We start from the raw sequence: 23,162 nt of genomic DNA, 5'->3' as shown, positions 1-23,162 counted from the left end.
TTCCGCAGCATCCTGTCCTGGCCGGGGAGCTACCCCACGCCTCGGTGCGGGCGGGCCGTCACCGACGTCCCTGCGGGCATCGCCTAAACCGTTGACTCCCGCCCCCGCGTCTCTTCCGGTTCCCCCCGGCGCGGGGGCGGGTCTACCACGCAATCGCAGATCGGTCGGCTGCATCCCAGTCCTGACGCTCACCACTGAAAGTCAGCCACGGCGGCGGGCTCGCCTAACAGGTACCCGTCACGTGTGTTTCCAGCAACCCCGGACCGACCCCGACCACGCTACTTCTCAACGTCACGGCCTTGGGCTCCATGCTGGCTTGACCGTGATCGACGTGGATGCCGGCGCTATCGGCGTTCATGAGCCTTTGGCCTTCGTCGGCTGCGAAGCGTGGGCCGGTTGGGTGGCCTGGCCTGCTGTGGACGGGGTCGGCTGGTCCTGGTGGTCGGTCTGGTCGGGTTGCTTCGTGGTCGGGCTCTCCGCCCTGGCTGTGCTGCGCGCTGAGTGGGTGGGGGCCGGTGCAGCGGTGGCGGAGACATGGAGCGGCGGCGGCCCCTGGCCGCCAGCGCGCGCGGACCGCCGTAGGCGGGCCGCCTTGATCCAGTAAAGAAACTCTGAACAGCTCCGTCGCCCTGGGGCATGCGCAAGTACGAGCAGTCGGTCTGCCGGGGCTGGCGGACCGGTCGCACCGGCCGGACTCGTGTCCGCACCGGACAGCGCCGGAGGTGGAGGCTCTGGTGTGTGAGTTGCGGCGTCGGCATCCGGGCTGGGGACCGCGCCGGCTGCTGCACGAGTGGAACTCAGGGGCATCACACGGGTGCCGTCCAGGGCGACGGTCTACCGGGTCCTGACCGCATCGCGCGTAGGCCACTTGAGCAGCGTCCTCAAGCGCCAAGGTGTGATCGCGTAGACGCCTAGACCCAGTGCGAGGAGAGCAAGGCTTACGGCCAGACCAGTGGGGTGCGCACGGGCGGGCTGGACGGTGAAGTCCCACCAGAGGTGTGTGTCATCCACACCTCCGGCCCCCCAGTACGTGAGGGCGCAGAGGACCACGGCGGGCAGCCCCCAGGACTGCCGCCAGCCCAGGAGGCGCCCGCTGACCAGGCCAAGTCCGGTCCACCCAGGCAGCGCCACGGCCATGACCTCAAGGATCCGGCCCTCGATTTCCACCGCACTGACGGAGAGGAAGAGGACCATGCTCACTAGCCATAGCCCAGTTAGCCGCACTGCCCGGCCTCGGTGGAAACGGTTTGTCGCGCAGTCTTCCAGTTCTGCCATGGGACTGTGGAGTGACAGCAGCGGCAGCACACCGACGAACATGGCGAGCATCCGCCAGCTAGGGGTTGACGAGGACCCGTCGCCCGCCGCGGTGGGGAGCGGGCTGGGTTCGTGCCCCAGCCATGCGACCGCGATGCCGACCAAGAGCACGGCAAGCAGTACGGCTGCCGGGTGCCGAACGCCGCAGGAGGGCGTGAAATGCCGTCCTGGGCGGTACCGCTCGCCCGGGCGAGCTGGACGGCCGGTGTCGGCCGTGTCAGTCACAGTAGGTCTCCAGGACGAACCGGATGGTGTGGCGTGCCCACTGTTCTTGCTCAGCGGCTGGCTTGTCAGCCATGGCTTTGCCCTTCTCTATTGCTGCCGCCTCCGGTCCGGGTACACCGCTCTCGGTGTATGCAGGCGTCCCGCCTCCTGCGAGCCGCTTCTCAAGCCAGCGTTCCAAGGCGAGGACTGACTGGTCGCCGGAACGAGCGTATTCGTCCCAGCCGGCGAAGTTGTTGTTCTCGCAAGCGGCGAAAGTCTTCTCGCTCATCATGCGGGCCACGCCGTCGGCCATGGCCCACTCGGATCCGCTGTCCATGTCGAAGTCGCCGAGCCATTGGCCCTCTTTCCGGACCAAGCCGTAGGAGTACACCTTCTCCGGTCTGACCAGCTCCTGAGGCAGCCCTTCGGTGCGTGCCAGGATCTGCTCTGCCATGGCGCGGTACTTCTCCTCCTCCGGCCACAGGCAGATCGCGGGTGATCCCTCCACGCAGACCATGGATTCCGGGCCGGAGCGCGTCGTGATGACGGAAACCCCGGAGGCGTAGACAGTGCCAGCGAGCGCAAGCAACACCGCGCCGGCGGGCAGTGAGGCACGCCGAACCGACTGGCGCCCCAGGGGGAGCCACAGACACGCGCCCAGCAGAACGACCGCCGCGATGAGTCGCAACACGATGAGGGGCAGGTCGGGCTGCTCACGCGCTGGGCCGTTCACTACGATCAGGTCAGTCTTGACCGCGAGGTTGGCGATAATCCAAGTGAACGCCCCCGCAAGCGGGCCCCATCGGCCCGGGAGAAGCCGTCCGAGCAACCAACCCCAGCCGGTCGCAAGCACGAGCGAGGCGGCACCGAGCAGCGCGTACCCGAGATACTGGGTGAATCCAGGTGGCCACGTACGTGCCGTGATGGTGAAAGCGATGACTTGCCCAACGATGTATGGCGCGAGCACGACAACCAGCAACGTGATCAACCGCGGCAACTCGGCACGTGGGGCCGACCGGGGCATGGCGCGCAGCGGTTCGACCACCTCGGGTCGGTCATGCAAGGCAGCGCTCCAAGCGGCGGCTCCGGCCGCGAAGATGCCCAAGTACAGCGCTGGCCCCTGCGCTACAGCTCCGGTGTCTCCCCACAGTCCGTGCCAGAAGTCATCACGAGTGAGGATGAGTGCCACGTCCAGGACGAGGAGTGCGGGAAGGAGCCAACGAAGCGGGGTGCAACGCAGATGCAGCCAGTACGTGCTCACAGATGGCGCTCCTCTTCGGGAAGGAGCTCCATGTAGGCGCGCTCGATCTGAGTCGCGCCAGGGAAGCCATCTCGGCCGAGCGCCTCCATCTCGGCTGCGCCGCCGTCGAAGAGGACACGGCCACTGTGCAGCACGATCACTCGGTCGCAGGCGGCCGCCACATCGTCGATGAGATGGGTACTCAAGAGGACAGTGGTGTCCGTGAGTTCGGACAGGATGCGGCGAAACTGAAGGCGCTGGCGCGGATCGAGCCCCACCGTCGGCTCGTCCAGGAGGACCAGACCCGGATTGCCGACGATGGCCCAGGCGATACCCGCGCGTTGACGCATGCCGCCGGAGAGCCGGGACATGCGCTCATCGCGGCGTTCCAACAGATCTACCTGGAGCAGTGCCTTCTCGACCGCCTCGCGCCGACGGGCTCCCGGTACCTCTCTCAACCATGCTCCGTACTCGACGAAGTCCCGGACCCTCATCCCCGCGTCCCAGCCGAACTTCTGTGGCAGATAGCCGATGTGCCGCCGTGCCTGCCGGGCCGTTCGCTCACTGGTGATGGCGGTGCCGTCGAGTTCGATGGTGCCGCCGGCGGGTGGCAGTACGGTGGCCAGGGTCCGCATAAGAGTCGTTTTGCCCGCGCCGTTCGGCCCGAGGAGGCCGGTCACGCCGGGTGCGAGCGTCAGATTCAGATCTTCCAGGATGACTCGTGCCCGATACCCTTGGCGCAAGGCGAACAATTGTACGTACATATGGTCCTTCGGCAGTTGCTGTATATCATCGACGGGCGACCCTCCCGTCCGCAGCTGCAATGCGGACGGGAGGGTCCTTTGGGTGGTGCGCCCGAGCAGGTAATTCGGTCAGAAGTAGTAGGTCTGACCAGTCTCTACGTCAAAGGTGCAGTCCGGCCCGTCATAAGACGTGCCGTTCCCCCTGTTGCGGTACACCGTCAGCGAGTTGTCCCCCTCGAAATCGCAAGGAGCGGTGGTTTTGTAGTTCCCCGTCGCACGGGCTCCACCGCTGCCGCAGATCTGGTCGAAGTCAGTGTTGTAGTAGCGACCCCAGCAGTTGTGGACCTTGTTGCTGTCCGTGTACGCCGAAGCGTTGGGCACAGCTACCGCCGATGCGCCCATGGCAACCAGAAGCACCGCGGCAGTTGATGCCGCGCGAGCTCTCAGGCTCGTGGAGTTGTTGCGCATGCGTAATCCCCTTCGTCTTGCATGAATGGAGATCGGCATTCTCATGACCTTTCCCCTCCCTGAATGGGCAGTTTCCCCACCTGCCCGAGACACTTCCTTAGGCATGGACGTGCCAAGCGCAGGCTGGGGTGGATCTTGGGCCACTTTGTGTGAGTGCGTCAAGCATTCTCTCTCTCTGCCCGCTGGACTGGCCTATTCCGGGTCCACGTTGGCAGGTTCTCGATGCTATCGGCCCCGATCTTCAGGGCTTGCGCAAGTTCCCGGGATCGCCCAAATGGCGTGAGGATGCCGCAAGTCGGGGCGGATGACAGAGCCGTCACGAGATCCGTGATCATTGAGCCTTTTCAACCTGGCCACAGATCGAGTGACGCCGGGGTCATGCGGTGGGTGTGCGCAACGGACAGGGCTCCCGTGCCGTTGAGAGAGGCATTCGACGTCCTAACTCAGCAGCACAGCAGTCCTTTGGTTCCGTAGCCTGCCGTACTCGACCTGCCTCACCCTCTGGCCGAGTGGGTCACGATGCTCATCGTCACCCGCGAGAGTGACCGGCGGCGCAAGCTCCCGCCGCACCGGCATGCGCTCGTCACACTCGTGTACCTGCGCCGCCACGACACCCTCGCCCGCATCGCGGCCGGCTTCGGCGTATCCGTCGGCACCGCCCACGCCTACGTCACCTCCGTCACCGGCCTGCTGAAGACGCTCATTGCTACAACGCCCACCGGAGCTTTATGAGCGTATTGATGCCCATTCGTTCTCGTGGTCGGCGGATTTTATCCACAGGCAGGCCGGTCCAAGGTTGGGCCTATGGAAAAGCCGGTGCGTTCGTTACGCGTCCGTGACCTTGGCCGGCCTTGCGTGGTCGGGTTCGCGGTCGGGGCTGAGTGATGAGCTGATTCGGAAAGCCACAAGATATGTGATACACGCCACATGAAAGCCACGGCTGCGAGCGTCACATCTGGGCCCGAAATTCGACTTGGGATGAGTAGTGGGCGGTCGACTCCGGCGAAGTTGACGACCCACGGCGACCCGATGACCCACGGGGGAGGTGGAACGACAGCGGCTGGACACCTGCCGAGTTGTGACTGAGGTCACATAGGGACGGCGGCGGGCAGTGTCACACCAAGCCTCGATTTTCGACCCGTAGCAAGTGAAGGCACGTGGCGCCGGCCGCTGCGAGGAAGGCGCCTTCGCCGATCAGGGCGAGACCCACAGGAGAGGTGAGGAAGTGATGGGGGTCACACGGAGTCGGTGTCACACGCGACCTGAAAAACCAACCTCTACGGGCGTCGCTCGAAACGGGGCGGACGAACATAGCCGACGATCGCCGGTTACCCAAACCGGCGATTCTCCGGACCATTGGTGGTCCTCGGCGAACGAAGGGAGGTGCGCTTTGACGGGTACGAAAGATGGGTCGGATTGCCGGGAGATCTCCACCAAGGGGGCGGCGGGCTCGGGATGCTTGGTTCGCTTTGTCCGCGGACCTCAGGGAAGCTGCTTCTGCGTTCCGCAGCACGGGCCGGGAGGAAAGGTTCCTTCGCTTTCCTTCCCGTCCGGCGGGAGCACAAGGCTGCGCGTCGTCTACCTGTCCGGTTCGGCCGGTAGACCTGACTCAACCGCCGCAAAGGCGGCTCGCCGACCAGGACGGGCAAGCCCTCATCCGGCGTTGGATGACCGCTGGGCACGCCTTCAGGCAAGCCCTCGTCGGTTGGCTGAACGGGACAACGAACGACGGCACGGCAGCGAACGGGGAGACATGGCCGAGCAGATAGACAGGGCAGAAGGGACGCTGGTCAGCATTCACAGCCGGGAGGCGGCGGAGGCGTCCGCGCTGATTCAGGAAATGACCGCCATGGTGGCAAGGCTCAGCCGTGAGACAAGGCAGATGCGGCAGGAGGTTGCCAGGCTCAGGAACGCGGGCCTGGCTGCTGATCCTTCTTCAGCGCCTCGACTTCCCGGCGTAGTTCCTGATGCTCCGCGCTGAGCGCTCGAATTTCGTCGCGCAACGCGGTGAGCACGTCGGCAAGGGTGCGCTCGGAAGCCTCGGGGCTGCCGGGCTTCCCCTTCCCGATGGTGAGGTTGCCCGCCTCGTCACCACTGGGCTCGCCCCTGTTGGCCAAGTACCAAGCGGGCGGGGTGTAGTCGACACCCCCCTTGCCCTCGTAGTCGGCGACGAAGCTGCCCCGGCCCTGGATGGTGTAGATCAGCCCTTCATCGCGAAGGACGTTCAGGGCCGCGCGGGCGGTCATGTTGGCCACCCCGAAGCGCTCTTGCAGCTCCCGGTAGGGAGGGAGCTGGTCACCCGGCTTGTACCGGCCCGCCTTGATCTCGCGCCGAAGCTCGTCGGCTGCGTGCTGATAGGGCGGCCGGCGGTCGTGCTTCGGCGAACTGGCAGGCGTCATAGCTATCAGGGTAGCGAGATCTAGCAGCCCTAGCACACCCCTCCGACAAGCGCACACCCCTAACCTTGGCCACCTAGCCAGCTTCGTTCGCTTGACATTGCTAGGTGGGCGAGGTTCTATTGATCACGCCCCGCCACCCGGCGGGGCACCTACCGAAAGGACGTAACACCCATGGCCCGTATCCGTGTTGGTCTGCTCCCGACCGCCGCGTTCATGGTCGGCACCCCGCCGGTCCCGAAGTACGCGGACGCCGAGAAGACCCAGTTCGCGACCGATCGCGAGACCGGCGCGAAGCTCTACACGATCACCCTCTTCTTCATGGAGGAGGACCGCGCCGAGGCGCTGAAGGTCACCGTTCCGGAGACTGGTCTGCCCAACGGCCTCAAGCCGGGCCTGCCGGTGATGCCGGTGGAGCTGTTCGCCACCCCGTGGGCCCGGATCTTCAACGGCTCGCTCTCGGACGGCATCGCCTACCGCGCCGACCGCCTCACCCTGGCCACCCCCACCGCCGACACCGAAGCGGCGTGAGGGGCACCGCAACACCCTCCTTCCCGCACCGCCGCGACGACATGAGCACGTCGCGGCGGTGCGGGAGCACAGCACCCACCCGCACCACCCGAACGCAATCCGGAAGTGAAGGAAGGCAGAGACGTGACCCTGAACGACGTGAATGAGGGCCTGGGATACCTCCCGGTCCTGGCTGGGGTGGGCCTGGCCGCCCTCGTGGTGTGGGGGCTGGTGTGGCTGGTCCGCTACCTGCTGGCCGACTCGATGTTGCGGGACAGCATCCGGCAGGCCGTGCGGGTGCGCTGGGGTTGGAAGCGGTTCGCCGCCATGGCGGGCCTGTCCGTGACGGACAAGACCCCGACCTCGATGGCCTCGCTTGCCACCACGGACGGCAAGCCGCCCAAGCCCCGGACGCTGACGCCAACTCTCAGGGTGAAGCCCGACCAGTTCGGCGTGGTCGTGCGGGCCGGATGCCTGCCCAAGGTGGGCCTGGAGGAGTTCCAGAACGCCGCCCCCTACATCGCGGACGCCTGGCGGTGCACGCGGGTGTCCGTCTCCCAGGACAAGCCCGGCCACGTCCTCATCCGCGGAGTGCGGGTGGATCCGCTGATCACCGAGACCTCCCACACCCCTACCGGCAAGGTGCCGGACAAGCTGGCGACCTGGCACCTGGGGGTGGACGAGTACGCCCAGGCGGTCAGTGTCGACTTGGCGGAAGTCCCCGGCGTCACCGTGGCCGGCCTGCCCGGCTTCGGCAAGACCTCACTCATCAACCGCTTCATCTGCGACTGCGCACCCTCCCCGGCGGTGCAGATCGCGGTGGCGGACGGCAAGGTGATGGCCGCCCACGAAGGCGACTACGCCGACCTCATGGACCGCCTGTTCGCCTTCGCCGGAGCCGACCTGAGGGAAGCCAACGCCCTGTTCCGCAGGCTCGTACGGCTGCGCCGCGCCCGCTCCACCTCGATCAAAACTGTGCTCCGCCGCAAGGACATGTGGCACGGCGGCCCCTCCGCGGCCTGGCCCTGGGTGGTCCTGATCATCGATGAGGCACACACCTACTTCCGCGACCACAAGGGCTCCGACAAGGAAACCAAGCAGCTCGCCGCGCTGGCCTCGCAGAACGCCCGGCTGGTGGAGGAGCTGGTGAAGATGGGCCGTTCCGTGGGCATCCTCGTCATCCTCGCCACGCAGAAGTCCACGGGCGACGCGATCCCCACCTTCATCCGCGACGTGTGCCCCGTCGGCCTCTCCTTCGCGCAGAAGACCACGGACGCCGCCGTGGCCGCCCTCGGCGACGACATCCGCGACTGGCCCGACGCCAGCCCGACCCTGCTGCAGGAACCCGCCTACGTCGGCGTCGCGGTCATGAAGACCAACGGGCAGAAAGGATTCACCCGCCTGCGCACCCCCTACGTCACCGAAGACGACTCCGCCCACATCGCCGCCCGCACCGCCCACCTCACCGCCGACCCGGCCGACCTCCTCACCCGCCAGCTCCCCGGCCTCGACCTCACCAAGACCGACCCGGACGACGACTCCATGACGCCCCTGGCCGCATGACCAACGGCCACTGACCCGCCACACCTGAAAGGAGGTGAACCCCCATGTCAGAGGACCGGATCACTCAACGCACCGTCACCGTGGTCATGGTCGTCATCGCCCTGCTGGCCTTCGTCTTCTCCTTCGGCAACGTCTGGGCGCTCGCCCTGCGCCTGGGCGTCCCCGCACCCATCGCACCCCTGATCGCCCCCATGGTCGACCTGTCCGTGGTCGGCCTCCTGGTCGCCCTGCGCTACCTGTCCCTGCGCGGCGTCCCGCCCAAGCAGATGAAGGCGGCCACCCGCCTCATGCACATCTCCGGCCTTCTCACCCTGGCCCTCAACATCGCCGAACCCCTCGCCGCCGGCCACTACGGCCGCGCCGCCGTCGACGCCGTCGCACCCCTGCTCCTCCTCGGCTGGGGCACGGTCGGCCCACAGCTCCTGCGCTCCTTCCACGCCGTCACCGCCGACGACACCACCCCGGCCCCCTCTGCGGACACCGAACCGGCACAACAGCCCGCCCCGGTCGCCGACGAGCCCCAACCGAGCCTGGCGCCTGCACCGCCCGTCACACCCGAACCGGTCACGGCCCCGGTCGCTCCGCTCCCCGCCCCGGCCTCCGCCCCGCCTGTGGCCGCCGTGGCTGCGCCTGCGGTCAAGGTCCCTGAGCCGCTGCTCACCGAAGCGCGCTCCATCGCCGCTACCCATCACACCGAGCACGGCGAACCCATCACAGCGGCCCAGCTCAAGAGGCGCCTCGGCATCGGCCTGCCCATGGCCACCGCCCTGCACGCCGCCCTGTAGCGCCGCACCCTGCGCCGCCGACCCGGCACCTCCCACCCTCGCCCACGCCCCGGGCCGACTCGTCATGCCTGCGGGCAGCAACCGGACGCCTTCGCCAGCAACCGACTGCTGCCCGCAAGCCCCACCCTCACGCCAGACGGGAGACCCCGCCACCCATGCGCCCCCTCGACCTGCGCCACGTCATCAGCCCCGGCCTGCGGGACCTGATCCACCTGGCCAACACCCACGACTTCGACCGCGTACAACAGCAGCTCCGCGAACTGCGCGGCTGCACCACCCCGGTCAACCTCCACGGCTGGACCACCACCACCGACCAGACCACCAAAGAAGTGGTCCGCTCCTACCGCTCCGAAGACGAACCCTCCGGGCGCCTGCTCACCACCTGCGGCAACCGCCGCTCCTCCCGCTGCCCCGCCTGCTCCCGCGTATACGCCGCCGACACCTACCACCTCATCAAGGCCGGACTGTCCGGCGGCAAGAACGTCTCCGAAACCGTCCGCGACCGCCCCCGCGCCTTCGTCACCCTCACCGCCCCCTCCTTCGGCCCAGTCCACAACCGCCCCACCACCAACACGGGCAGGCCCCGGCCCTGTGCCTGCGGCGACACCCACACCGAAGACGCACCCGAACTCGGCACCCCGCTCAACCCGGCCACCTACGACTACACCGGCGCCGTGCTCTGGAACGCCCACGCCGGACAGCTCTGGGCACGCTTCACCACCTACATGCGCCGCGCCCTGGCCGAACACCTCGGCATGACACAGAAGGCACTCAACGCCGCCCTGCGCATCTCCTTCGCCAAGGTCGCCGAGTACCAAAAGCGCGGCCTGGTCCACTTCCACGCCGTGATCCGCTTCGACGGACCCGACGGCCACACCACCCCGCCCCCGCCCTGGGCCACCCTCGACGCCCTGAGCACCGCCGTGGGCCTGGCCGTCGAGCGCGCCCGGCTCACCATCGAGTCCGACGCCATCGGCGAACGCGTCATCGCCTGGGGCCGGCGATTCAAGGTCGACCCCATCACCGCCCTCGGCGATGGCGAACTCACCGATGCCCGCGTTGCCGAGTACACAGACGCCAAGGTCGCCGGATACGTCGCCAAGTACGCCACCAAGAACGCCGAAGGCGCGGGCACCGTCGACCGCACCCTGATGTGCCGCCCCTGCGCCGGACGCGGCTACGTACGCGGCCCCGACCACTTCCACGACCGGTGCACCCACTGCGACGGCACCGGACAGACCGAACCCATCAAGGCCCTGCCCATCCAGCAGCACGTACGGCAAATGATCCGTACCGCCTGGGACCTCGGCCACCTGCCGGAGTTCACCCACCTCAAGCTCTGGAAGTGGGCTCACATGCTCGGCTTCCGCGGCCACTTCTCCAGCAAATCCCGCGCCTACTCCACCACCCTCGGCGCCCTCCGCGACGTACGCCGCGCCTGGCGCCTCGCCCAGGCAGAAGCCGCCCGCGAACGCGCCGGCCACCCCACCACCGACGAAACCACCCTCGTCACCGCCTCCTCCTGGACCTACCTCAGCAGCGGCTACAGCCCCGGTGAGGAGTTCCTAGCAGCCCAGGTCCGCCACGACACAGCCCACACCCAACGCCTCAAGCTGGAGGGGGATCTCTCATGACCAACCGCAAGACGACCTTCGTCGGGCGCTTCCACTGTGGCCAAGGCTCCTGGCGTGTCTCCACTGGGACTGAGGAAGTCGCCACGGTCATCGGGCAGCTCTTCGGCATGCAATCGCCGTCCCACGACAGCCACGAAGCCGACCACTTCGAAGTGCTGCCCCGATCAGCCTCCATGCGGGTCGTCATCTCCGGCCCCGAATCCGTCAAGGCCGGCCTGCTGACAGCCGCGCCCGGCTATGAACCTCAGCCCAATACTCGCCTCTCGTTCCGCCTCGCCGACGCACACGCTCTCGGCGGCTTCCGCCTCAGTTCCCCCTCATGGGACCTGGCAGAATCCGTCCCTACGCTGAGGACGGCACTGTCCGAGACGGACGGGGACGCCCTCTGCGAACTCTTCGCAGAAACAGTCGAGTTCACCACTCGCGGCGGTGCGACGCTGTCGTATTGCCGCCCCTCAATCAAGGTCATCGGCCCTTGGCACAAACCCGACCAGCACGCCGCCTGACCTGAGACACAAACTGCGGTGCCCCCACCTCGTCCGTGCGGTGGGGGCACCGCCGTTTGTGCCCGGTGGCGTGGGCGTCAGCCCTGGCTGTCAGCCGCCTCGGTCTCCGGTTCGCTCACCTTCGCCGTTGCCGCCCGCCGCATGTGCCCCTCCTCGCCGAAGTACACCGACAGACGCGACATGTCCAGCTTCCTGCCGCCACGGCGCGCGGGTGCCACCTCCACGTAGCCGCCCGCGTTCAACAGCAAATCTCGCTTACCGGCGACGTCCGAGCGCTTCCACTGCTCGGCGTGCGTCTCGCCGGTCGGCTCCGCCTTCACGCCGCCCGGCTTCGCCGTTCGCTGCCTCTCCTTCAGGGTCGCCAGTCGCTCTTCCAGCTTGGCGTACTGCTCCGCGTACCGGATCGCTCCGTCGTCGCCTTTGAACAGGCCCCGGTCGTAGCGGTCCTGTTGCAGATCGGCCAACGCTTCCTCTGCCTGCCTGATCTGCGGACGGAAGTCCTCGCCCGCCTCCTGGACCATCCGCATCACGGAGAGGTGCCCGTACTTCGCGAGGAACTGCTCGGTGACGTGCTCCTCGGTGGTCACCCCCGCCACGGTCGGCCCGTAGCACTTCACTCCCGGCTTCTCCTCCCCCTTCGCCGCACGCTGGCGGTACTTCAGTGGGCCGATGCACCGGTACCGAAGCTGACCGTTGCGCCCGCTGAAGGTGTACATGCGCTCGCCGCAGACTCCGCAGTGCATGACGCCGCGCAGCAGCGACGTCCCCTCCCGGCGCTTTTCACCAGGGTTGGCCCGGCGCTCCAACTCGTCCTGGAGCGCCTGCCAGGTGTCCGTGTCGAGGATCGGCGGGCGGTTGACCAGGGGCAGACCGTCCGTCCTCATGATCGGCTTTCCGTCCTCGATGACCTGGCCGAGCAACTGGGGGCTGCCCAGCATGCTGCGCAGCGTCGTCGTGTACCACTGCTTGGAGTTGCTGCGCTTGCCCGTGGTCTGGCGTGAGGAGTGGCCAGGCGACGGGACTTCCTCCTTGTTGAGGTCGTTGATGATCTGCATGAGCGAGTCCTTGGACAGGACCCGTTCCACGATCCCCTTGATCGTCTTGGCCTCGTCCTCGTGGACCGCGAGAACCTTGCCCGCCCCGTTGGGGTTGGGGACGACCGTGTACCCGTACGGGACCCGACCGCCGGTGTAGCGGCCCTCGCGGCGCAGATGCTCGTGCGCGCTGGACACCCGCATCCCGATGGTGTCGGACTCCAGCTCGGCGAAGACCGCGATCACCTTCGCCATCGCCCGGCCCATGGACGACGTGAGGTCGAGCGGCTCCGTCGCCGACGCGAGCGCAACGCTCTGGTGCTCGGCGAGTCGCATGATCTCCGCGAAGTCGACGGTCGAGCGCGCAAGCCGGTCGATCTTGAAGAACACGATCACGTCCAGCTCGGCGAGCCTGGTCAGGATGCGTTGCAGTCCCGGCCGGTCGAGCCCGCGTGAGAAGCCCGAGACATCGATGTCCTCCTCGGCGGCCACGACCTCCCAGCCGCGCGCCTCGCACAGCGCTTCACAGGCCGCGCGCTGGCGTTCCGGCGAAGTCGTCTCGTCGGTTTCGCGGGATAGGCGAACATAGATAGCGGCGCGCATCCCCGGCGCGCTGGCCGGGACGCCCTTCCGGCGTCGGGCACGGGGCATAGCCCGTGCTGTGACAGGCGTTGTTTCTGTCATGAGACGACCTTATCTCCGGAGGTATGTGTGTCCTGCCTAATCGTCCAGTCCGACAAGACCCTGCTCCTCGAAGTCGACCACGAGCAGGCCGGCGACTGCCGTCGGGCCATCGCGCCGTTCGCGGAACTGGAGCGGGCGCCCGAGCACATCCACACCTACCGCGTGACGCCGCTCGGCCTGTGGAACGCCCGGGCGGCGGGCCACGACGCCGAGCAGGTCGTGGACGCGCTCGTCGAGTACAGCCGCTACCCCGTGCCGCACGCGCTGCTGGTCGACATCGCCGAGACGATGGACCGCTACGGCCGCCTCACCCTCTCCAAGCACCCGGCGCACGGCCTGGTCCTGACCACCACCGACCGGCCGGTGCTGGAGGAGGTGCTGAAGTCGAAGCGGATCGCGCCGCTGGTCGGCACCCGCATCGACGCCGACACGGTGGCCGTGCACCCCTCCGAGCGCGGGCAGATCAAGCAGACGCTGCTCAAGCTGGGCTGGCCCGCCGAGGACCTCGCCGGGTACGTCGACGGCGAGGCGCACCCCATCGAGCTGGCCGAGGACGGCTGGGCGCTGCGCCCGTACCAGAAGCAGGCGGTGGAGAACTTCTGGCACGGCGGCAGCGGCGTCGTCGTGCTCCCCTGCGGCGCGGGCAAGACGCTGGTCGGCGCGGGCGCGATGGCGCAGGCCAGGTCGACGACGCTGATCCTGGTCACCAACACCGTCTCCGCCCGGCAGTGGAAGCACGAGCTGGTGAAGCGGACGTCGCTGACCGAGGACGAGATCGGCGAGTACAGCGGCACCCGCAAGGAGATCCGGCCGGTCACCATCGCCACGTACCAGGTGCTGACGACCCGCCGGAAGGGCGTCTACCCGCACCTGGAGCTGTTCGACTCCCGGGACTGGGGGCTGATCGTCTACGACGAGGTGCACCTGCTGCCGGCGCCGGTCTTCAAGTTCACCGCCGACCTCCAGGCCCGGCGCCGCCTCGGCCTGACCGCCACCCTGGTCCGCGAGGACGGCCGCGAGTCGGACGTGTTCTCGCTGATCGGGCCGAAGCGGTTCGACGCGCCGTGGAAGGAGATCGAGGCGCAGGGCTACATCGCGCCCGCCGACTGCGTGGAGGTCCGGGTCAACCTCACCGACTCCGAGCGGCTCGCCTACGCCACCGCCGAGACGGAGGAGAAGTACCGCTTCTGCGCGACGACCGACACCAAGCGGAAGGTGACGGAGGCGATCGTGCGGCGGTTCGCCGGGCAGCAGATCCTGGTCATCGGCCAGTACATCGACCAGCTCGACGAGCTGGGCGAGCACCTGGGGGCGCCGGTCATCAAGGGCGAGACGTCCAACGCCCAGCGGGAGACTCTCTTCGAGTCCTTCCGGCAGGGCGAGATCAGCGTGCTCGTCGTGTCGAAGGTAGCGAACTTCTCGATCGACCTGCCGGAGGCGACGGTCGCCATCCAGGTGTCGGGCACGTTCGGCTCGCGGCAGGAGGAGGCCCAGCGCCTGGGCCGGGTGCTGCGGCCGAAGGCCGACGGCCACCAGGCGCACTTCTACTCGGTCGTCGCCCGCGACACCCTCGACCAGGACTTCGCCGCCCACCGCCAGCGCTTCCTGGCGGAACAGGGCTACGCCTACCGGATCATGGACGCGGACGAGGTCCTCGGCTGACGTTCAGTGACGGCGGACGCCGGCCTCCTCGCCGTACTCGCCGAGGACGACCACGTCGAAGGCGGCGCCCGCGAACACCCTGACCGCGCGCAGGGTGTCACCGAGCCGGTGCCGGTGGCTGCCGGCCACGGGCGTGGCACCGGACGCGCGGCCCGGTGCCGGGGCGGGGGAGATGGTTGCTGCGCTCATGTCTCCATGGTGCGACCGCCGGCCCCCGACCGGCATCGGTCTACGGACCCAATCCCCGCACGCCCCGGCTACGACTCTGGAGGGAGCGCATCCCCCGGCGCGGATGACGTGATCCCCTAGGGGTCGGGCCCCGGTCGGCCCCGGGACCGCGAAAAACGGTTGGCCCGCGCCACGTCCGCTCCCCTAGAATCTCCGCTCTTGCCCGCCTCCCCACGGAAGGCTGCCGTCCGGACGGAAACCGGGCGGTTCGTCGCGCGCCGACAGCGCGCCCACCACACCGCAGGTCATCCGGAGGCACCCCCTTGTCCACGCCCGGCCACGACGACCCCCTCTCCAAAGAGCGCTCCCACCTCGCCGCGTCCCGTTCCGCGCTGCGCGCCATGCGCGAGGACGTCGAGTCCCTCGACATCACCGACGTGACGGCGAACTGGGTCAACGCCGCCGTCCTGGAGAGCCAGATCGAGCAGCGCGTCAAGGCGCTCGCGGACCTCAGCGAGACCCCGCTGTTCTTCGGCCGGCTCGACTACCTGCACGCCCCGGGGGCCGAACAGGCCGAGGGCGGGGAGGGGGAACGCTTCTACGTCGGACGCCGGCACGTGCACGACGCGGACGGCGACCCGATGGTGATCGACTGGCGGGCGCCGGTCTCCCAGCCGTTCTACCGGGCCTCGAAGAAGGACCCGCAGGACGTCTCGCTGCGCCGCCGCTTCGGCTACACCGCCGGGGACCTGACCGCGTACGAGGACGAGCACCTGCTCGACCCGGCCGAGGCGGCGACCACCAGCAGGCTGCTCCAGCAGGAGATCGAGCGGCCCCGCGTCGGACCGATGCGGGACATCGTGGCGACCATCCAGCCCGAGCAGGACGAGATCGTGCGCGCCGGACTGTCCGGCTCGGTCTGCGTACAGGGCGGCCCGGGCACCGGCAAGACCGCCGTCGGCCTGCACCGGGTGGCCTACCTGCTGTACGCGCACCGCGAGCGGCTGGCCCGCACCGGCACGCTGGTCATCGGCCCGAACCGGTCCTTCCTGCACTACATCGAGCAGGTGCTGCCGGCGCTCGGCGAGCTGACGGTGCGCCAGGCCACCGTCGACGACCTGGTCGCCCACGTCGAGGTGCGCGGCACGGACGAGGCGGCGACGGCGGTGATCAAGGGCGACGCGCGGATGGCGGAGGTCCTGCGCCGGGCCCTCTACTCCCATGTCACACCGCCCACCGAGGGCGTGGTCGTGGTGCGCGGCTCGCGCCGCTGGCGGGTGCCGGTGTACGAGCTGGAGGAGATCGTCCGCGAGCTGCTCGCCCGGGACATCCGCTACGGCGCCGCCCGCGAGGCGCTGCCGCAGCGGGTCGCGCACGCCGTGCTGGTGCAGATGGAGCGGGCGGGCGAGGCGCCGGACGACCGGGTGCAGAACGCGGTGGCGCGCAACGCGGCCGTGAAGGCGCTGGTGAAGTCGGTCTGGCCGCAGGTCGACCCGGCCAAGCTGGTCCTGCGTCTCCTCGCCGACGCGGACTTCCTCGCCGAGCACGCCGAGGGGATCCTCACGGAGGACGAGCAGAAGGCGGTGCTGTGGGTGAAGCCGGCCCGCTCGGTGAAGTCCGCCAAGTGGTCACCGGCCGACGCCGTGCTGATCGACGAGACCACCGACCTCATCGAGCGCACCCACTCCCTCGGGCACGTGGTCCTCGACGAGGCGCAGGACCTCTCCCCGATGCAGTACCGCGCGGTGGGCCGGCGCTGCACCACCGGCTCGGCGACCGTCCTGGGCGACCTGGCGCAGGGCACCACGCCGTGGGCGACCCGGAGCTGGACTCAGGCGCTGGAGCACCTGGGCAAGGGCGAGGCGGTGGTCGAGGAGCTGACGGCCGGTTTCCGTGTGCCGACGGACGTCATCGCGTACGCGTCCCGGCTGCTGCCGCACATCGCGCCGGGGCTGACGCCGGTCGCGTCGATCCGCGAGAACCCGGGCTTCTTCGACATCCGTACGGCCCCGGGCGGGGCGGCCGACGTGGTGGCGGCCTGCCGTGAGCTGCTGGAGCGGGAGGGATCGGTCGGCCTGATCGCCGCCGACGCGCGCGTGCCGGAGCTGGCGGCGGCCCTGGGGGCGGCCGGGATCGGCCATGTCGGCCCCGGCGAGGAGACCACCCGCGCCACCCGTCTGACCCTGGTCCCGGCCTCGCTGGCCAAGGGCCTGGAGTACGACTACGTGGTCCTGGACGAGCCGCAGGCCGTGGTCGACGGCGAGCCGGACGAACGGACGGGGCTGCGCCGCCTGTACGTGGCCCTGACCCGAGCGGTCTCGGGCCTCGTCGTCACCCACACGACGGGTCTGCCGCCGCAACTGGGGTGAACTGCGGGCGGTCGTGCGCTGAGGTACGGGGGTGACGCTGACCGGCGCTGGCCGAGTGCCGCTGCGCCCACCCGTGCCGCCCCAGCGGCACGACTGCCCGCAGCGGCGGCGGCGTGACTACTGGCCGAGCACCCGCCGCCACTGGGAAACCGCGTCCGCCGACACCGGCCCGTCCCACCCCGCGGGCCGCGCCGCGCCACCGATGTGGAAACCGTCGATCCCCGCGTCCAGCAACCCCGGCACGTGGTCGAGCCGCAGCCCGCCGCCCACCAGCAGCTGCTGCTCGTACCCCGGCTCGCCGCGCCGCCGCGCCTCCGCCACCAGCACGTTCAGGCCGTCGTCCACACCCCCGGCCGCCCCGGCCGTCAGATACGTGTCCAGGCCCGGGAAGTCCGCGAGCTGCTTGCGCAGCGCGTCCCGGCTCGCGGCCCGGTCGATCGCGCGGTGGAACGTCCACCGGCACCCGTCCAGCACCTCGGCGATCCGCTCCACCGCACCGAGGTCCATGTCCCCCTGCGCGTCGAGGAACCCCAGCACGAACTGCGTGGCCCCGGCCTCCCGCATCTCGCAGGCGACGCGCGTCAGCCGCTCGACGTCACCGGCGGCGAACCCGTCCGCGAGCCGCAGCATCACCCGTACGTCGATGTCGACGGCGGCCCGGATCGCGGCGACGGTCGCGGCCGACGGGGTGAGTCCGTCGGCCGCCATGTCGGTGACCAGTTCGAGGCGATCCGCGCCTCCGGCCTGGGCGGCGACCGCGTCCTCGGCGTCGAGGGCGATCACCTCCAGGACTGCACGCTTGCTCATGGGACCCCATTCGTCGGCCTGCTACAGGTCTAGTCCAATCCAAGACTACGCCCCGACAGCAGGCCGAGGTGCCCGTGCCGCCGCTCAGTCGCCGAAGATGTTCAGCTCCGCCGCCTCCACCCCGGCCAGCTCGTACGCCGCCGCTCCGTCCAGGGGGCGACCCGCGTAGAGCCGCAGGAGGGTGGGACCGTCGCCGATGTACCGGCCCGGCGGCCGCTCACCGCTCGCCCCGCCCAGCTTCAGCGGCTCGTCGAGGTCGTCCAGGTCGGCGTGGAGCGGCAGGTGACCGCGCGCCCGGGTGATCGTGCCGAGCAGCGCGAGCGCCTCCGCCAGCCCGCGCCCCGCGTACGCCCCCGGCTCGCCGAAGGTCACCCGTACGTCACCGGCGTGCACCCACTCACCCAGTGCGACGGCGTCCAGCCTGCCGTCCGACCGGGCGATCACCGGGCCCGCCTCGCTCATGCCGCGCTCCAGTTCGTCGACGACCCGGGCGTTGCTCCAGTCGGCGCGTTCGGCGATGTCGCGGTCGTTGCACTCGGGCGAGAAGACGCCCTTCTCGAAGCGTTTCTCCACCACCCGGATCAGGGCGCTGGAGCAGTGCGCCAGCACGTCGCGCACCGTCCAGCCCGGACACGCGGCCACCGGCAGGGTGAAGTCCGCGTCCGCGCGGGAGCGCAGCAGGGGTACCAGTTCGTCGCGTTCGAGCATCAGCAGCCGGCCGGGCAGCTCGGGGTCGCGTACGTCGTGCAGGTCTGCGGGAGTCGTCATGGGCTCCACGTTAGGGGCGCAGCAGGTCCTTCAGTTCGGCGTCGAAGAGAAGAGCGGGGTCGAAGCCCATGCCGGTGAACTGGCCGGCGAGTTCCAGGGAGAGGACGCCGTGCAGCCGGGACCAGAAGGACAGGGCGCGGTGGAGCGCGGAGGACGGCGCCGGGCGGTCGCCCGCCCACTGCCGGTGGGTCTCGAGGTGCGCGTCGAACGCCGCGTCGGTGCCGTCCGGCGCGGGCAGCGCGGCACAGGCGTCGACGATGACCGCCATGGTCTCGGCGGCGATCTCGGTGATGTCGCCCGGCGCGTGGTAGCCGGGGACGGGGGTGCCGTGGATCAGGAAGTAGCGCTGCGGGTCGTCCAGGGCCCAGGCGCGCAGGGTGTGCGCGAGGGCGGCCAGGTCGGCGCCGGACGCGGCGGCCGCCCGGAAGGTGTCGGCCTGGCTGCGGTAGGCGTCCCGGATGAGTTCGGTGATCAGCTCGTCGCGGCCGTCGAAGTAGCGGTAGAGCGCGGGGCCGCTCATGCCCATCCGCTTGGCGATCGCGTTGAGGGAGAGCGCGGAGGCCCCGGCCGTGGCGATCTGCTCCCACGCGTGGTCCTTGATCTCCGCGCGCACCTGGGTGCGGTACCGCTCGCGCGGGGTGCTGGTGCGCGCCTGAGGCATGGTCCGCCCGCCGCCTTTCGAGTCCGCCCGGTCCGCCCGGTCCGCCCGCCGGGGACGCGGGCGCTTCAGTTAGAAGTTATCACGAACATTATCTGGGAGAATGCGCCTATGGCCGACCTCGACGCCCTGCGCTCCCGTTTCGCCCACGCCATGGCGGGTGCCACCGCCCCCGGCGCCATCACCCCCGGTGCCACCGCCGGTCCCGGTTCCGGTTCCGGCTCCGGTCCCGACCCCGCGCCGTACGCCGACAACCTGCTCGCCCGCTGGCAGGAGCCCCAGCGGCGGTACCACACCCTCGCGCACCTCACCGCGGTCCTGGACCGCATCGACGTCCTGGCGGAGCACGCCGACGACGTGGACGTCGTCCGCCTCGCCGCGTGGTTCCACGACGCCGTCTACCAGCCCGACCGGTCCGAGAACGAGGAGCGCTCGGCCCGGCTCGCCGAGCGCGCACTGCCCGAGGCCGGGGTTCCGGCGGCGAGGACCGCCGAGGTGGCCCGGCTGGTGCGGCTCACCGTGACGCACGCCCCGGCGGGCGACGACCGCGACGGCCAGGTGCTGTGCGACGCCGACCTGGCGGTCCTCGCCTCGCCGCCGTCGGCGTACGCGGCGTACACGGCGGCCGTCCGCGAGGAGTACCACTTCGTGCCGAACGAGGCCTTCCGCGAGGGCCGCGCCGCGATCCTGCGGCAACTCCTCGACCTGCCCAGCCTGTTCCACACCCCGCACGGACGGCGGGAGTGGGAGGCCACCGCCCGCCACAACCTCACCGGCGAGCTGGAAATGCTGTCGCTGCCGGACACCCCTGGCGTCTAGCCTGCCCGGCATGCGGACACTGGGCGGGGAACAGGTGGAAGAGGCCGTGGCGGGCGCCGTGGCGCTGCTGCGGACGGCGACGGACCGGGACTGGGAGTCGGTGCGGGCCGGGCGGTCGGAGTGGGACTGCCGGTACACGGCGGAGCACGTCGCGGGCGTCCTCGTCGCCTACGCGGGTCAGCTGGCCGGACGGGCCACCGAGGCGTGGGTCCCCTTCGAGATCACCCTCGACGAGGGCACCGGCAACGAGGACGTCCTCCAGGTCGTCGAGACCACCGGCGCGCTGCTCGCCGCCACCCTCCGCACCACCCCGCGCGAGGTCCGGGCCTTCCACCCGTACCCCTTCCGCAGCGCGAACCGCGAGGGCTTCGCCGCGATGGGGATCATCGAGGTGTTCCTGCACACGCACGACATCGCCGAGGGCCTCGGGCTGGCCTACGCACCGCCCGCCGAGCGGTGCGCCGACCTCCTCGCCCGGCTCTTCCCGCACGTCCGGCCCGGCACCGACCCCTGGCGCACCCTGCTGTGGGCCACCGGCCGCGGCGACCTGCCCGGACGCGCCCCGGTCACCGAGTGGCGCTGGCGCAACAACCTGGTGATCCCGGCCGAGCGGCTCACCCTCCAGGGCGTCACGCCCGCCGCCGCCGCCGACCTCGCCGCGGGCGGCGACGGCGGCTTCGCATGGGTCGACGGCGGGCCCTTCCAGGGCACCCGGGACGCCGCCGGAATGCTGGTCAAGGCCTACGAGACGGGGGTCCACCGCCCGGTGTGGGGGGTCTTCGTCCTGGTCCGGCGCGAGGACGGGCGCGCGGTCGGCGGGATGGGCTTCCACGGGGTGCCGGACGAGAAGGGCCGGGTGGAGATCGGCTACGACCTCGTCGAGGCGGCCCGGGGCAACGGCTACGCGACCGAGGGACTGCGCGCGCTGTCCGCATGGGCGCTGGGGCGGGAGACGGTGACGTCCGTGCGCGCGACGACGGATCCGGAGAACACGGCGTCGCAGGCGGTCATCGTCCGCGCCGGGTTCACCCGGGTCGCCGGGGACTCCGCCGAGGCCGGTGCGGACGGCGAGGGCGCCGGGCAGTTCGCCTACGAGCTGCGCGGCTGAGCACCCGGGGCGGTACCGGCGGCGCCGGCGGCACCGGCGGCCCCCTTGCGGCGGCGCAGGCCCGCCCCGTGCAGCAGCCGCACCACCTCGCGGCTGCTGACCTCCAGCGCACCGGCGGACACCGCGTCGGCGTACCGGTGGGCGGGCAGGTCGTAGTGGTCGCGCTCGAAGGCGCGGCGCGGCACGCCCAGGGCCTCGGCGAAGGCGTGCAGTTCGGCGTAGGAGGCGTCGCTCACCAGGTGGGACCAGAGACGGCCGTGGCCCGGCCAGGTCGGCGGGTCGATGTAGAGGGTCATCCCGGAGTCCTCACGAGGGGGCTGTGCCGGTGCCCGCGCCCAGCGAGCCGACGGCCGCGACCTTCACGCCCGCCTTGCCGCACACCCAGTGCGGGTCGGGACCCAGCTCGGGCTCGACGTCCAGCGCGTGCGGGTCGCCGGAGCCGCACACGGGGCACAGCGGCCAGCGGCCGTACCGCTCCAGCAGCGCGTCCTGCACGTCCTGCGCGACCAGCCCGGCCACGAACTCCACGCCCTCGGGCCACTGCTCGACCCACCAGCGCCGCTGTACGACGGACTCCTCAACCAGCGAGACGACGTCCGGTTCGGCGACCTCGCCCGCCACCAGGTCGGCGAGCACGAGGGCGCGCGCGGCGTGCAGCGCCTGCTCCAGGGGACTGATGGGGTTCATGCACCCATTGTGCGCACTCTTGACCCGCGGACCGAAACGAAAATATCTTTCATGAGTGACCGATGAAGTGAAGGAAACTTTCGTGAACGCTTCCGGGGGCCGCCGTGCCACCGGCGGCGGGAGCGCGCCGCCCGCACCGCCGCCCGCGCCCGCCGCCCTCGCGGCCAAGGTCCGCACCTTGGCGCCGTCGATGACCCGGTCCATGCAGCGGGTCGCCGAGGCCGTCGCGGGCGACCCGGCCGGCTGCGCGGCCCTCACGGTCACCGGCCTGGCCGAGCTGACCGGCACCAGCGAGGCGACCGTCGTACGCACCGCCCGGCTGCTCGGCTACCCCGGCTACCGCGACCTGCGCCTCGCGCTCGCGGGGCTCGCCGCCCAGCAGCAGTCCGGCCGCGCGCCCGCCATCACGACGGACATCGCGGTCGACGACCCGATCGCCGACGTGGTCGCCAAGCTGGCCTACGACGAGCAGCAGACCCTCGCGGACACCGCCGCCGGTCTGGACACCGTCCAGCTCGGCGCGGCCGTCGCCGCACTGACCGCCGCCCGGCGCACCGACGTGTACGGCATCGGCGCGTCCAACCTGGTCGCCCAGGATCTCACCCAGAAGATGCTGCGCATAGGACTCATAGCCCACGCCCCGGGCGACCCGCACCTCGCCGTCACCAACGCGGTGCAGCTGCGCGCGGGGGACGTGGCCCTGGCGATCACGCACTCCGGCTCCACGGGGGACGTCATCGAGCCGCTCCGGGTCGCCTTCGAACGGGGCGCGACGACCATCGCCATCACCGGCCGCCCCGACAGTCCCGTCACCCAGTACGCCGACCACGTGCTGACCACGTCCACCGCCCGGGAGAGCGAGCTGCGACCGGCGGCCATGTCGTCCCGGACCAGCCAGCTGCTGGTCGTGGACTGCCTCTTCGTGGGGGTGGCGCAGCGGACGTACGAGTCGGCCGCGCCGGCTCTGGCGGCGTCCTACGAGGCGTTGGCGCATCGGCACGGGGCGCTCCGCGGGGACCGCAGCAGGTAATCGCC

General features: G+C 70.1%; 21 protein-coding genes and 2 pseudogenes. 12 read left to right on the top strand and 11 right to left on the bottom strand.

Features of this window, described 5'->3' with window-relative positions; genetic code table 11:
* Positions 1–636: 636 nt before the first annotated feature.
* Positions 637–847 (top strand): annotated as a pseudogene (locus tag ACFV9J_RS14600) (helix-turn-helix domain-containing protein); the annotation flags it as partial.
* Between the two features lie 684 nt (positions 848–1,531).
* Here the strand turns inward: ACFV9J_RS14600 and ACFV9J_RS14595 are convergent.
* The 3 genes from ACFV9J_RS14595 to ACFV9J_RS14585 form a co-directional block, all read right to left on the bottom strand.
* Positions 1,532–2,779: a hypothetical protein gene (locus ACFV9J_RS14595; RefSeq protein ID WP_385354008.1), complete on the bottom strand. Its 1,248-nt coding sequence runs from the start codon at positions 2,777–2,779 to the stop codon at positions 1,532–1,534.
* On the bottom strand, positions 2,776–3,522 hold the full coding sequence (locus tag ACFV9J_RS14590) for an ATP-binding cassette domain-containing protein (RefSeq protein WP_376298382.1): 747 nt from the start codon (positions 3,520–3,522) through the stop codon (positions 2,776–2,778). The genes ACFV9J_RS14595 and ACFV9J_RS14590 overlap by 4 nt, the downstream gene beginning before the upstream one ends.
* Positions 3,523–3,630: 108 nt before the next feature.
* Entirely contained in the window at positions 3,631–3,969 is a 339-nt protein-coding gene (locus ACFV9J_RS14585; protein WP_385354006.1) for a hypothetical protein, read from the bottom strand.
* 519 nt (positions 3,970–4,488) lie between these two features.
* Here ACFV9J_RS14585 and ACFV9J_RS14580 point away from each other — a divergent pair.
* Positions 4,489–4,662 (top strand): annotated as a pseudogene (locus ACFV9J_RS14580) (transposase family protein); the annotation flags it as partial.
* A 1,211-nt stretch (positions 4,663–5,873) separates the two neighbouring features.
* Here ACFV9J_RS14580 and ACFV9J_RS14575 read toward each other — a convergent pair.
* Positions 5,874–6,368 (bottom strand): GntR family transcriptional regulator, encoded by a 495-nt coding sequence (locus ACFV9J_RS14575; RefSeq protein ID WP_385354004.1) that lies wholly within the window; start codon positions 6,366–6,368, stop codon positions 5,874–5,876.
* Between the two features lie 171 nt (positions 6,369–6,539).
* Between ACFV9J_RS14575 and ACFV9J_RS14570 the strand changes: the two genes are divergently transcribed.
* From ACFV9J_RS14570 to ACFV9J_RS14550, 5 genes are all read left to right on the top strand, one after another.
* A complete protein-coding gene (locus ACFV9J_RS14570) occupies positions 6,540–6,896 on the top strand; it encodes a hypothetical protein (protein WP_385354002.1) in 357 nt (118 codons plus the stop codon).
* A gap of 123 nt (positions 6,897–7,019) precedes the next feature.
* On the top strand, positions 7,020–8,438 hold the full coding sequence (locus ACFV9J_RS14565) for a cell division protein FtsK (RefSeq protein WP_385354000.1): 1,419 nt from the start codon (positions 7,020–7,022) through the stop codon (positions 8,436–8,438).
* 44 nt (positions 8,439–8,482) lie between these two features.
* Positions 8,483–9,223: a DUF2637 domain-containing protein gene (locus ACFV9J_RS14560; protein WP_385353998.1), complete on the top strand. Its 741-nt coding sequence runs from the start codon at positions 8,483–8,485 to the stop codon at positions 9,221–9,223.
* 155 nt (positions 9,224–9,378) lie between these two features.
* Complete coding sequence (locus ACFV9J_RS14555) at positions 9,379–10,857, top strand: replication initiator (protein WP_385353996.1); 1,479 nt, start codon at positions 9,379–9,381, stop codon at positions 10,855–10,857.
* Positions 10,854–11,363: a hypothetical protein gene (locus ACFV9J_RS14550; RefSeq protein WP_385353994.1), complete on the top strand. Its 510-nt coding sequence runs from the start codon at positions 10,854–10,856 to the stop codon at positions 11,361–11,363. The genes ACFV9J_RS14555 and ACFV9J_RS14550 overlap by 4 nt, the downstream gene beginning before the upstream one ends.
* Positions 11,364–11,440: 77 nt before the next feature.
* Here ACFV9J_RS14550 and ACFV9J_RS14545 read toward each other — a convergent pair whose 3' ends face one another.
* Entirely contained in the window at positions 11,441–13,000 is a 1,560-nt protein-coding gene (locus ACFV9J_RS14545; RefSeq protein ID WP_385353992.1) for a recombinase family protein, read from the bottom strand.
* 108 nt (positions 13,001–13,108) lie between these two features.
* Here ACFV9J_RS14545 and ACFV9J_RS14540 point away from each other — a divergent pair, with 108 nt between their 5' ends.
* Positions 13,109–14,743 carry a DNA repair helicase XPB gene (locus ACFV9J_RS14540; protein ID WP_385353990.1) on the top strand — a complete coding sequence of 545 codons (1,635 nt, stop codon included), beginning with the start codon at positions 13,109–13,111 and terminating at the stop codon, positions 14,741–14,743.
* Positions 14,744–14,746: 3 nt separating this feature from the next.
* On the opposite strand, the gene ACFV9J_RS14535 is transcribed toward ACFV9J_RS14540, so the two are convergent.
* Complete coding sequence (locus tag ACFV9J_RS14535) at positions 14,747–14,932, bottom strand: hypothetical protein (RefSeq protein ID WP_003974657.1); 186 nt, start codon at positions 14,930–14,932, stop codon at positions 14,747–14,749.
* Positions 14,933–15,234: 302 nt separating this feature from the next.
* Here ACFV9J_RS14535 and ACFV9J_RS14530 point away from each other — a divergent pair, with 302 nt between their 5' ends.
* Complete coding sequence (locus ACFV9J_RS14530; protein ID WP_385353988.1) at positions 15,235–17,280, top strand: HelD family protein; 2,046 nt, start codon at positions 15,235–15,237, stop codon at positions 17,278–17,280.
* 117 nt (positions 17,281–17,397) lie between these two features.
* Here ACFV9J_RS14530 and ACFV9J_RS14525 read toward each other — a convergent pair whose 3' ends face one another.
* The 3 genes from ACFV9J_RS14525 to ACFV9J_RS14515 all read right to left on the bottom strand — a co-directional run bounded on the left by ACFV9J_RS14525 (position 17,398) and on the right by ACFV9J_RS14515 (position 19,516).
* A complete protein-coding gene (locus ACFV9J_RS14525; RefSeq protein WP_385353986.1) occupies positions 17,398–18,087 on the bottom strand; it encodes a copper homeostasis protein CutC in 690 nt (229 codons plus the stop codon).
* Positions 18,088–18,171: 84 nt separating this feature from the next.
* Positions 18,172–18,855 (bottom strand): maleylpyruvate isomerase family mycothiol-dependent enzyme, encoded by a 684-nt coding sequence (locus ACFV9J_RS14520; RefSeq protein ID WP_385353984.1) that lies wholly within the window; start codon positions 18,853–18,855, stop codon positions 18,172–18,174.
* A 10-nt stretch (positions 18,856–18,865) separates the two neighbouring features.
* Positions 18,866–19,516, bottom strand: a complete 651-nt coding sequence (locus ACFV9J_RS14515; protein WP_385353982.1) for a TetR/AcrR family transcriptional regulator — start codon at positions 19,514–19,516, stop codon at positions 18,866–18,868.
* A gap of 108 nt (positions 19,517–19,624) precedes the next feature.
* Here ACFV9J_RS14515 and ACFV9J_RS14510 point away from each other — a divergent pair, with 108 nt between their 5' ends.
* Both ACFV9J_RS14510 and ACFV9J_RS14505 read left to right on the top strand, forming a co-directional pair.
* Positions 19,625–20,332, top strand: a complete 708-nt coding sequence (locus tag ACFV9J_RS14510) for a hypothetical protein (RefSeq protein ID WP_385353980.1) — start codon at positions 19,625–19,627, stop codon at positions 20,330–20,332.
* 10 nt (positions 20,333–20,342) lie between these two features.
* Positions 20,343–21,440: a GNAT family N-acetyltransferase gene (locus ACFV9J_RS14505; RefSeq protein ID WP_385353978.1), complete on the top strand. Its 1,098-nt coding sequence runs from the start codon at positions 20,343–20,345 to the stop codon at positions 21,438–21,440.
* Here the strand turns inward: ACFV9J_RS14505 and ACFV9J_RS14500 are convergent.
* Both ACFV9J_RS14500 and ACFV9J_RS14495 read right to left on the bottom strand, forming a co-directional pair.
* The gene (locus tag ACFV9J_RS14500; RefSeq protein WP_385353976.1) at positions 21,422–21,736 is read right to left on the bottom strand and encodes a DUF4031 domain-containing protein; all 315 of its coding nucleotides are present in this window, start codon (positions 21,734–21,736) and stop codon (positions 21,422–21,424) included. The genes ACFV9J_RS14505 and ACFV9J_RS14500 overlap by 19 nt on opposite strands.
* Positions 21,737–21,746: 10 nt before the next feature.
* The gene (locus ACFV9J_RS14495; RefSeq protein ID WP_385353974.1) at positions 21,747–22,127 is read right to left on the bottom strand and encodes a hypothetical protein; all 381 of its coding nucleotides are present in this window, start codon (positions 22,125–22,127) and stop codon (positions 21,747–21,749) included.
* An 82-nt stretch (positions 22,128–22,209) separates the two neighbouring features.
* Between ACFV9J_RS14495 and ACFV9J_RS14490 the strand changes: the two genes are divergently transcribed.
* A complete protein-coding gene (locus ACFV9J_RS14490) occupies positions 22,210–23,157 on the top strand; it encodes a MurR/RpiR family transcriptional regulator (protein WP_385353972.1) in 948 nt (315 codons plus the stop codon).
* Positions 23,158–23,162 lie beyond the last annotated feature (5 nt).

It is taken from the genome of Streptomyces sp. NPDC059906 (assembly GCF_042730645.1).
GTDB classification, from domain to species: domain Bacteria; phylum Actinomycetota; class Actinomycetes; order Streptomycetales; family Streptomycetaceae; genus Streptomyces; species Streptomyces rubrogriseus.
Note: the sequence above shows the minus strand (reverse complement) of the source record. Positions and strands in the feature narration are given on the sequence as shown.

Excerpts from the sequence above, each read along its gene's own strand:
- ACFV9J_RS14590 (WP_376298382.1), bottom strand. The coding sequence starts at position 3,522 with ATGTACGTACAATTGTTCGCCTTGCGCCAAGGGTATCGGGCACGAGTC.
- ACFV9J_RS14585 (WP_385354006.1), bottom strand. The coding sequence starts at position 3,969 with ATGCGCAACAACTCCACGAGCCTGAGAGCTCGCGCGGCATCAACTGCC.
- ACFV9J_RS14575 (WP_385354004.1), bottom strand. The coding sequence starts at position 6,368 with ATGACGCCTGCCAGTTCGCCGAAGCACGACCGCCGGCCGCCCTATCAG.
- ACFV9J_RS14570 (WP_385354002.1), top strand. The coding sequence starts at position 6,540 with ATGGCCCGTATCCGTGTTGGTCTGCTCCCGACCGCCGCGTTCATGGTC.
- ACFV9J_RS14560 (WP_385353998.1), top strand. The coding sequence starts at position 8,483 with ATGTCAGAGGACCGGATCACTCAACGCACCGTCACCGTGGTCATGGTC.
- ACFV9J_RS14555 (WP_385353996.1), top strand. The coding sequence starts at position 9,379 with ATGCGCCCCCTCGACCTGCGCCACGTCATCAGCCCCGGCCTGCGGGAC.
- ACFV9J_RS14550 (WP_385353994.1), top strand. The coding sequence starts at position 10,854 with ATGACCAACCGCAAGACGACCTTCGTCGGGCGCTTCCACTGTGGCCAA.
- ACFV9J_RS14545 (WP_385353992.1), bottom strand. The coding sequence starts at position 13,000 with ATGCGCGCCGCTATCTATGTTCGCCTATCCCGCGAAACCGACGAGACG.
- ACFV9J_RS14535 (WP_003974657.1), bottom strand. The coding sequence starts at position 14,932 with ATGAGCGCAGCAACCATCTCCCCCGCCCCGGCACCGGGCCGCGCGTCC.
- ACFV9J_RS14525 (WP_385353986.1), bottom strand. The coding sequence starts at position 18,087 with ATGAGCAAGCGTGCAGTCCTGGAGGTGATCGCCCTCGACGCCGAGGAC.
- ACFV9J_RS14520 (WP_385353984.1), bottom strand. The coding sequence starts at position 18,855 with ATGACGACTCCCGCAGACCTGCACGACGTACGCGACCCCGAGCTGCCC.
- ACFV9J_RS14515 (WP_385353982.1), bottom strand. The coding sequence starts at position 19,516 with ATGCCTCAGGCGCGCACCAGCACCCCGCGCGAGCGGTACCGCACCCAG.
- ACFV9J_RS14510 (WP_385353980.1), top strand. The coding sequence starts at position 19,625 with ATGGCCGACCTCGACGCCCTGCGCTCCCGTTTCGCCCACGCCATGGCG.
- ACFV9J_RS14505 (WP_385353978.1), top strand. The coding sequence starts at position 20,343 with ATGCGGACACTGGGCGGGGAACAGGTGGAAGAGGCCGTGGCGGGCGCC.
- ACFV9J_RS14500 (WP_385353976.1), bottom strand. The coding sequence starts at position 21,736 with ATGACCCTCTACATCGACCCGCCGACCTGGCCGGGCCACGGCCGTCTC.
- ACFV9J_RS14495 (WP_385353974.1), bottom strand. The coding sequence starts at position 22,127 with ATGAACCCCATCAGTCCCCTGGAGCAGGCGCTGCACGCCGCGCGCGCC.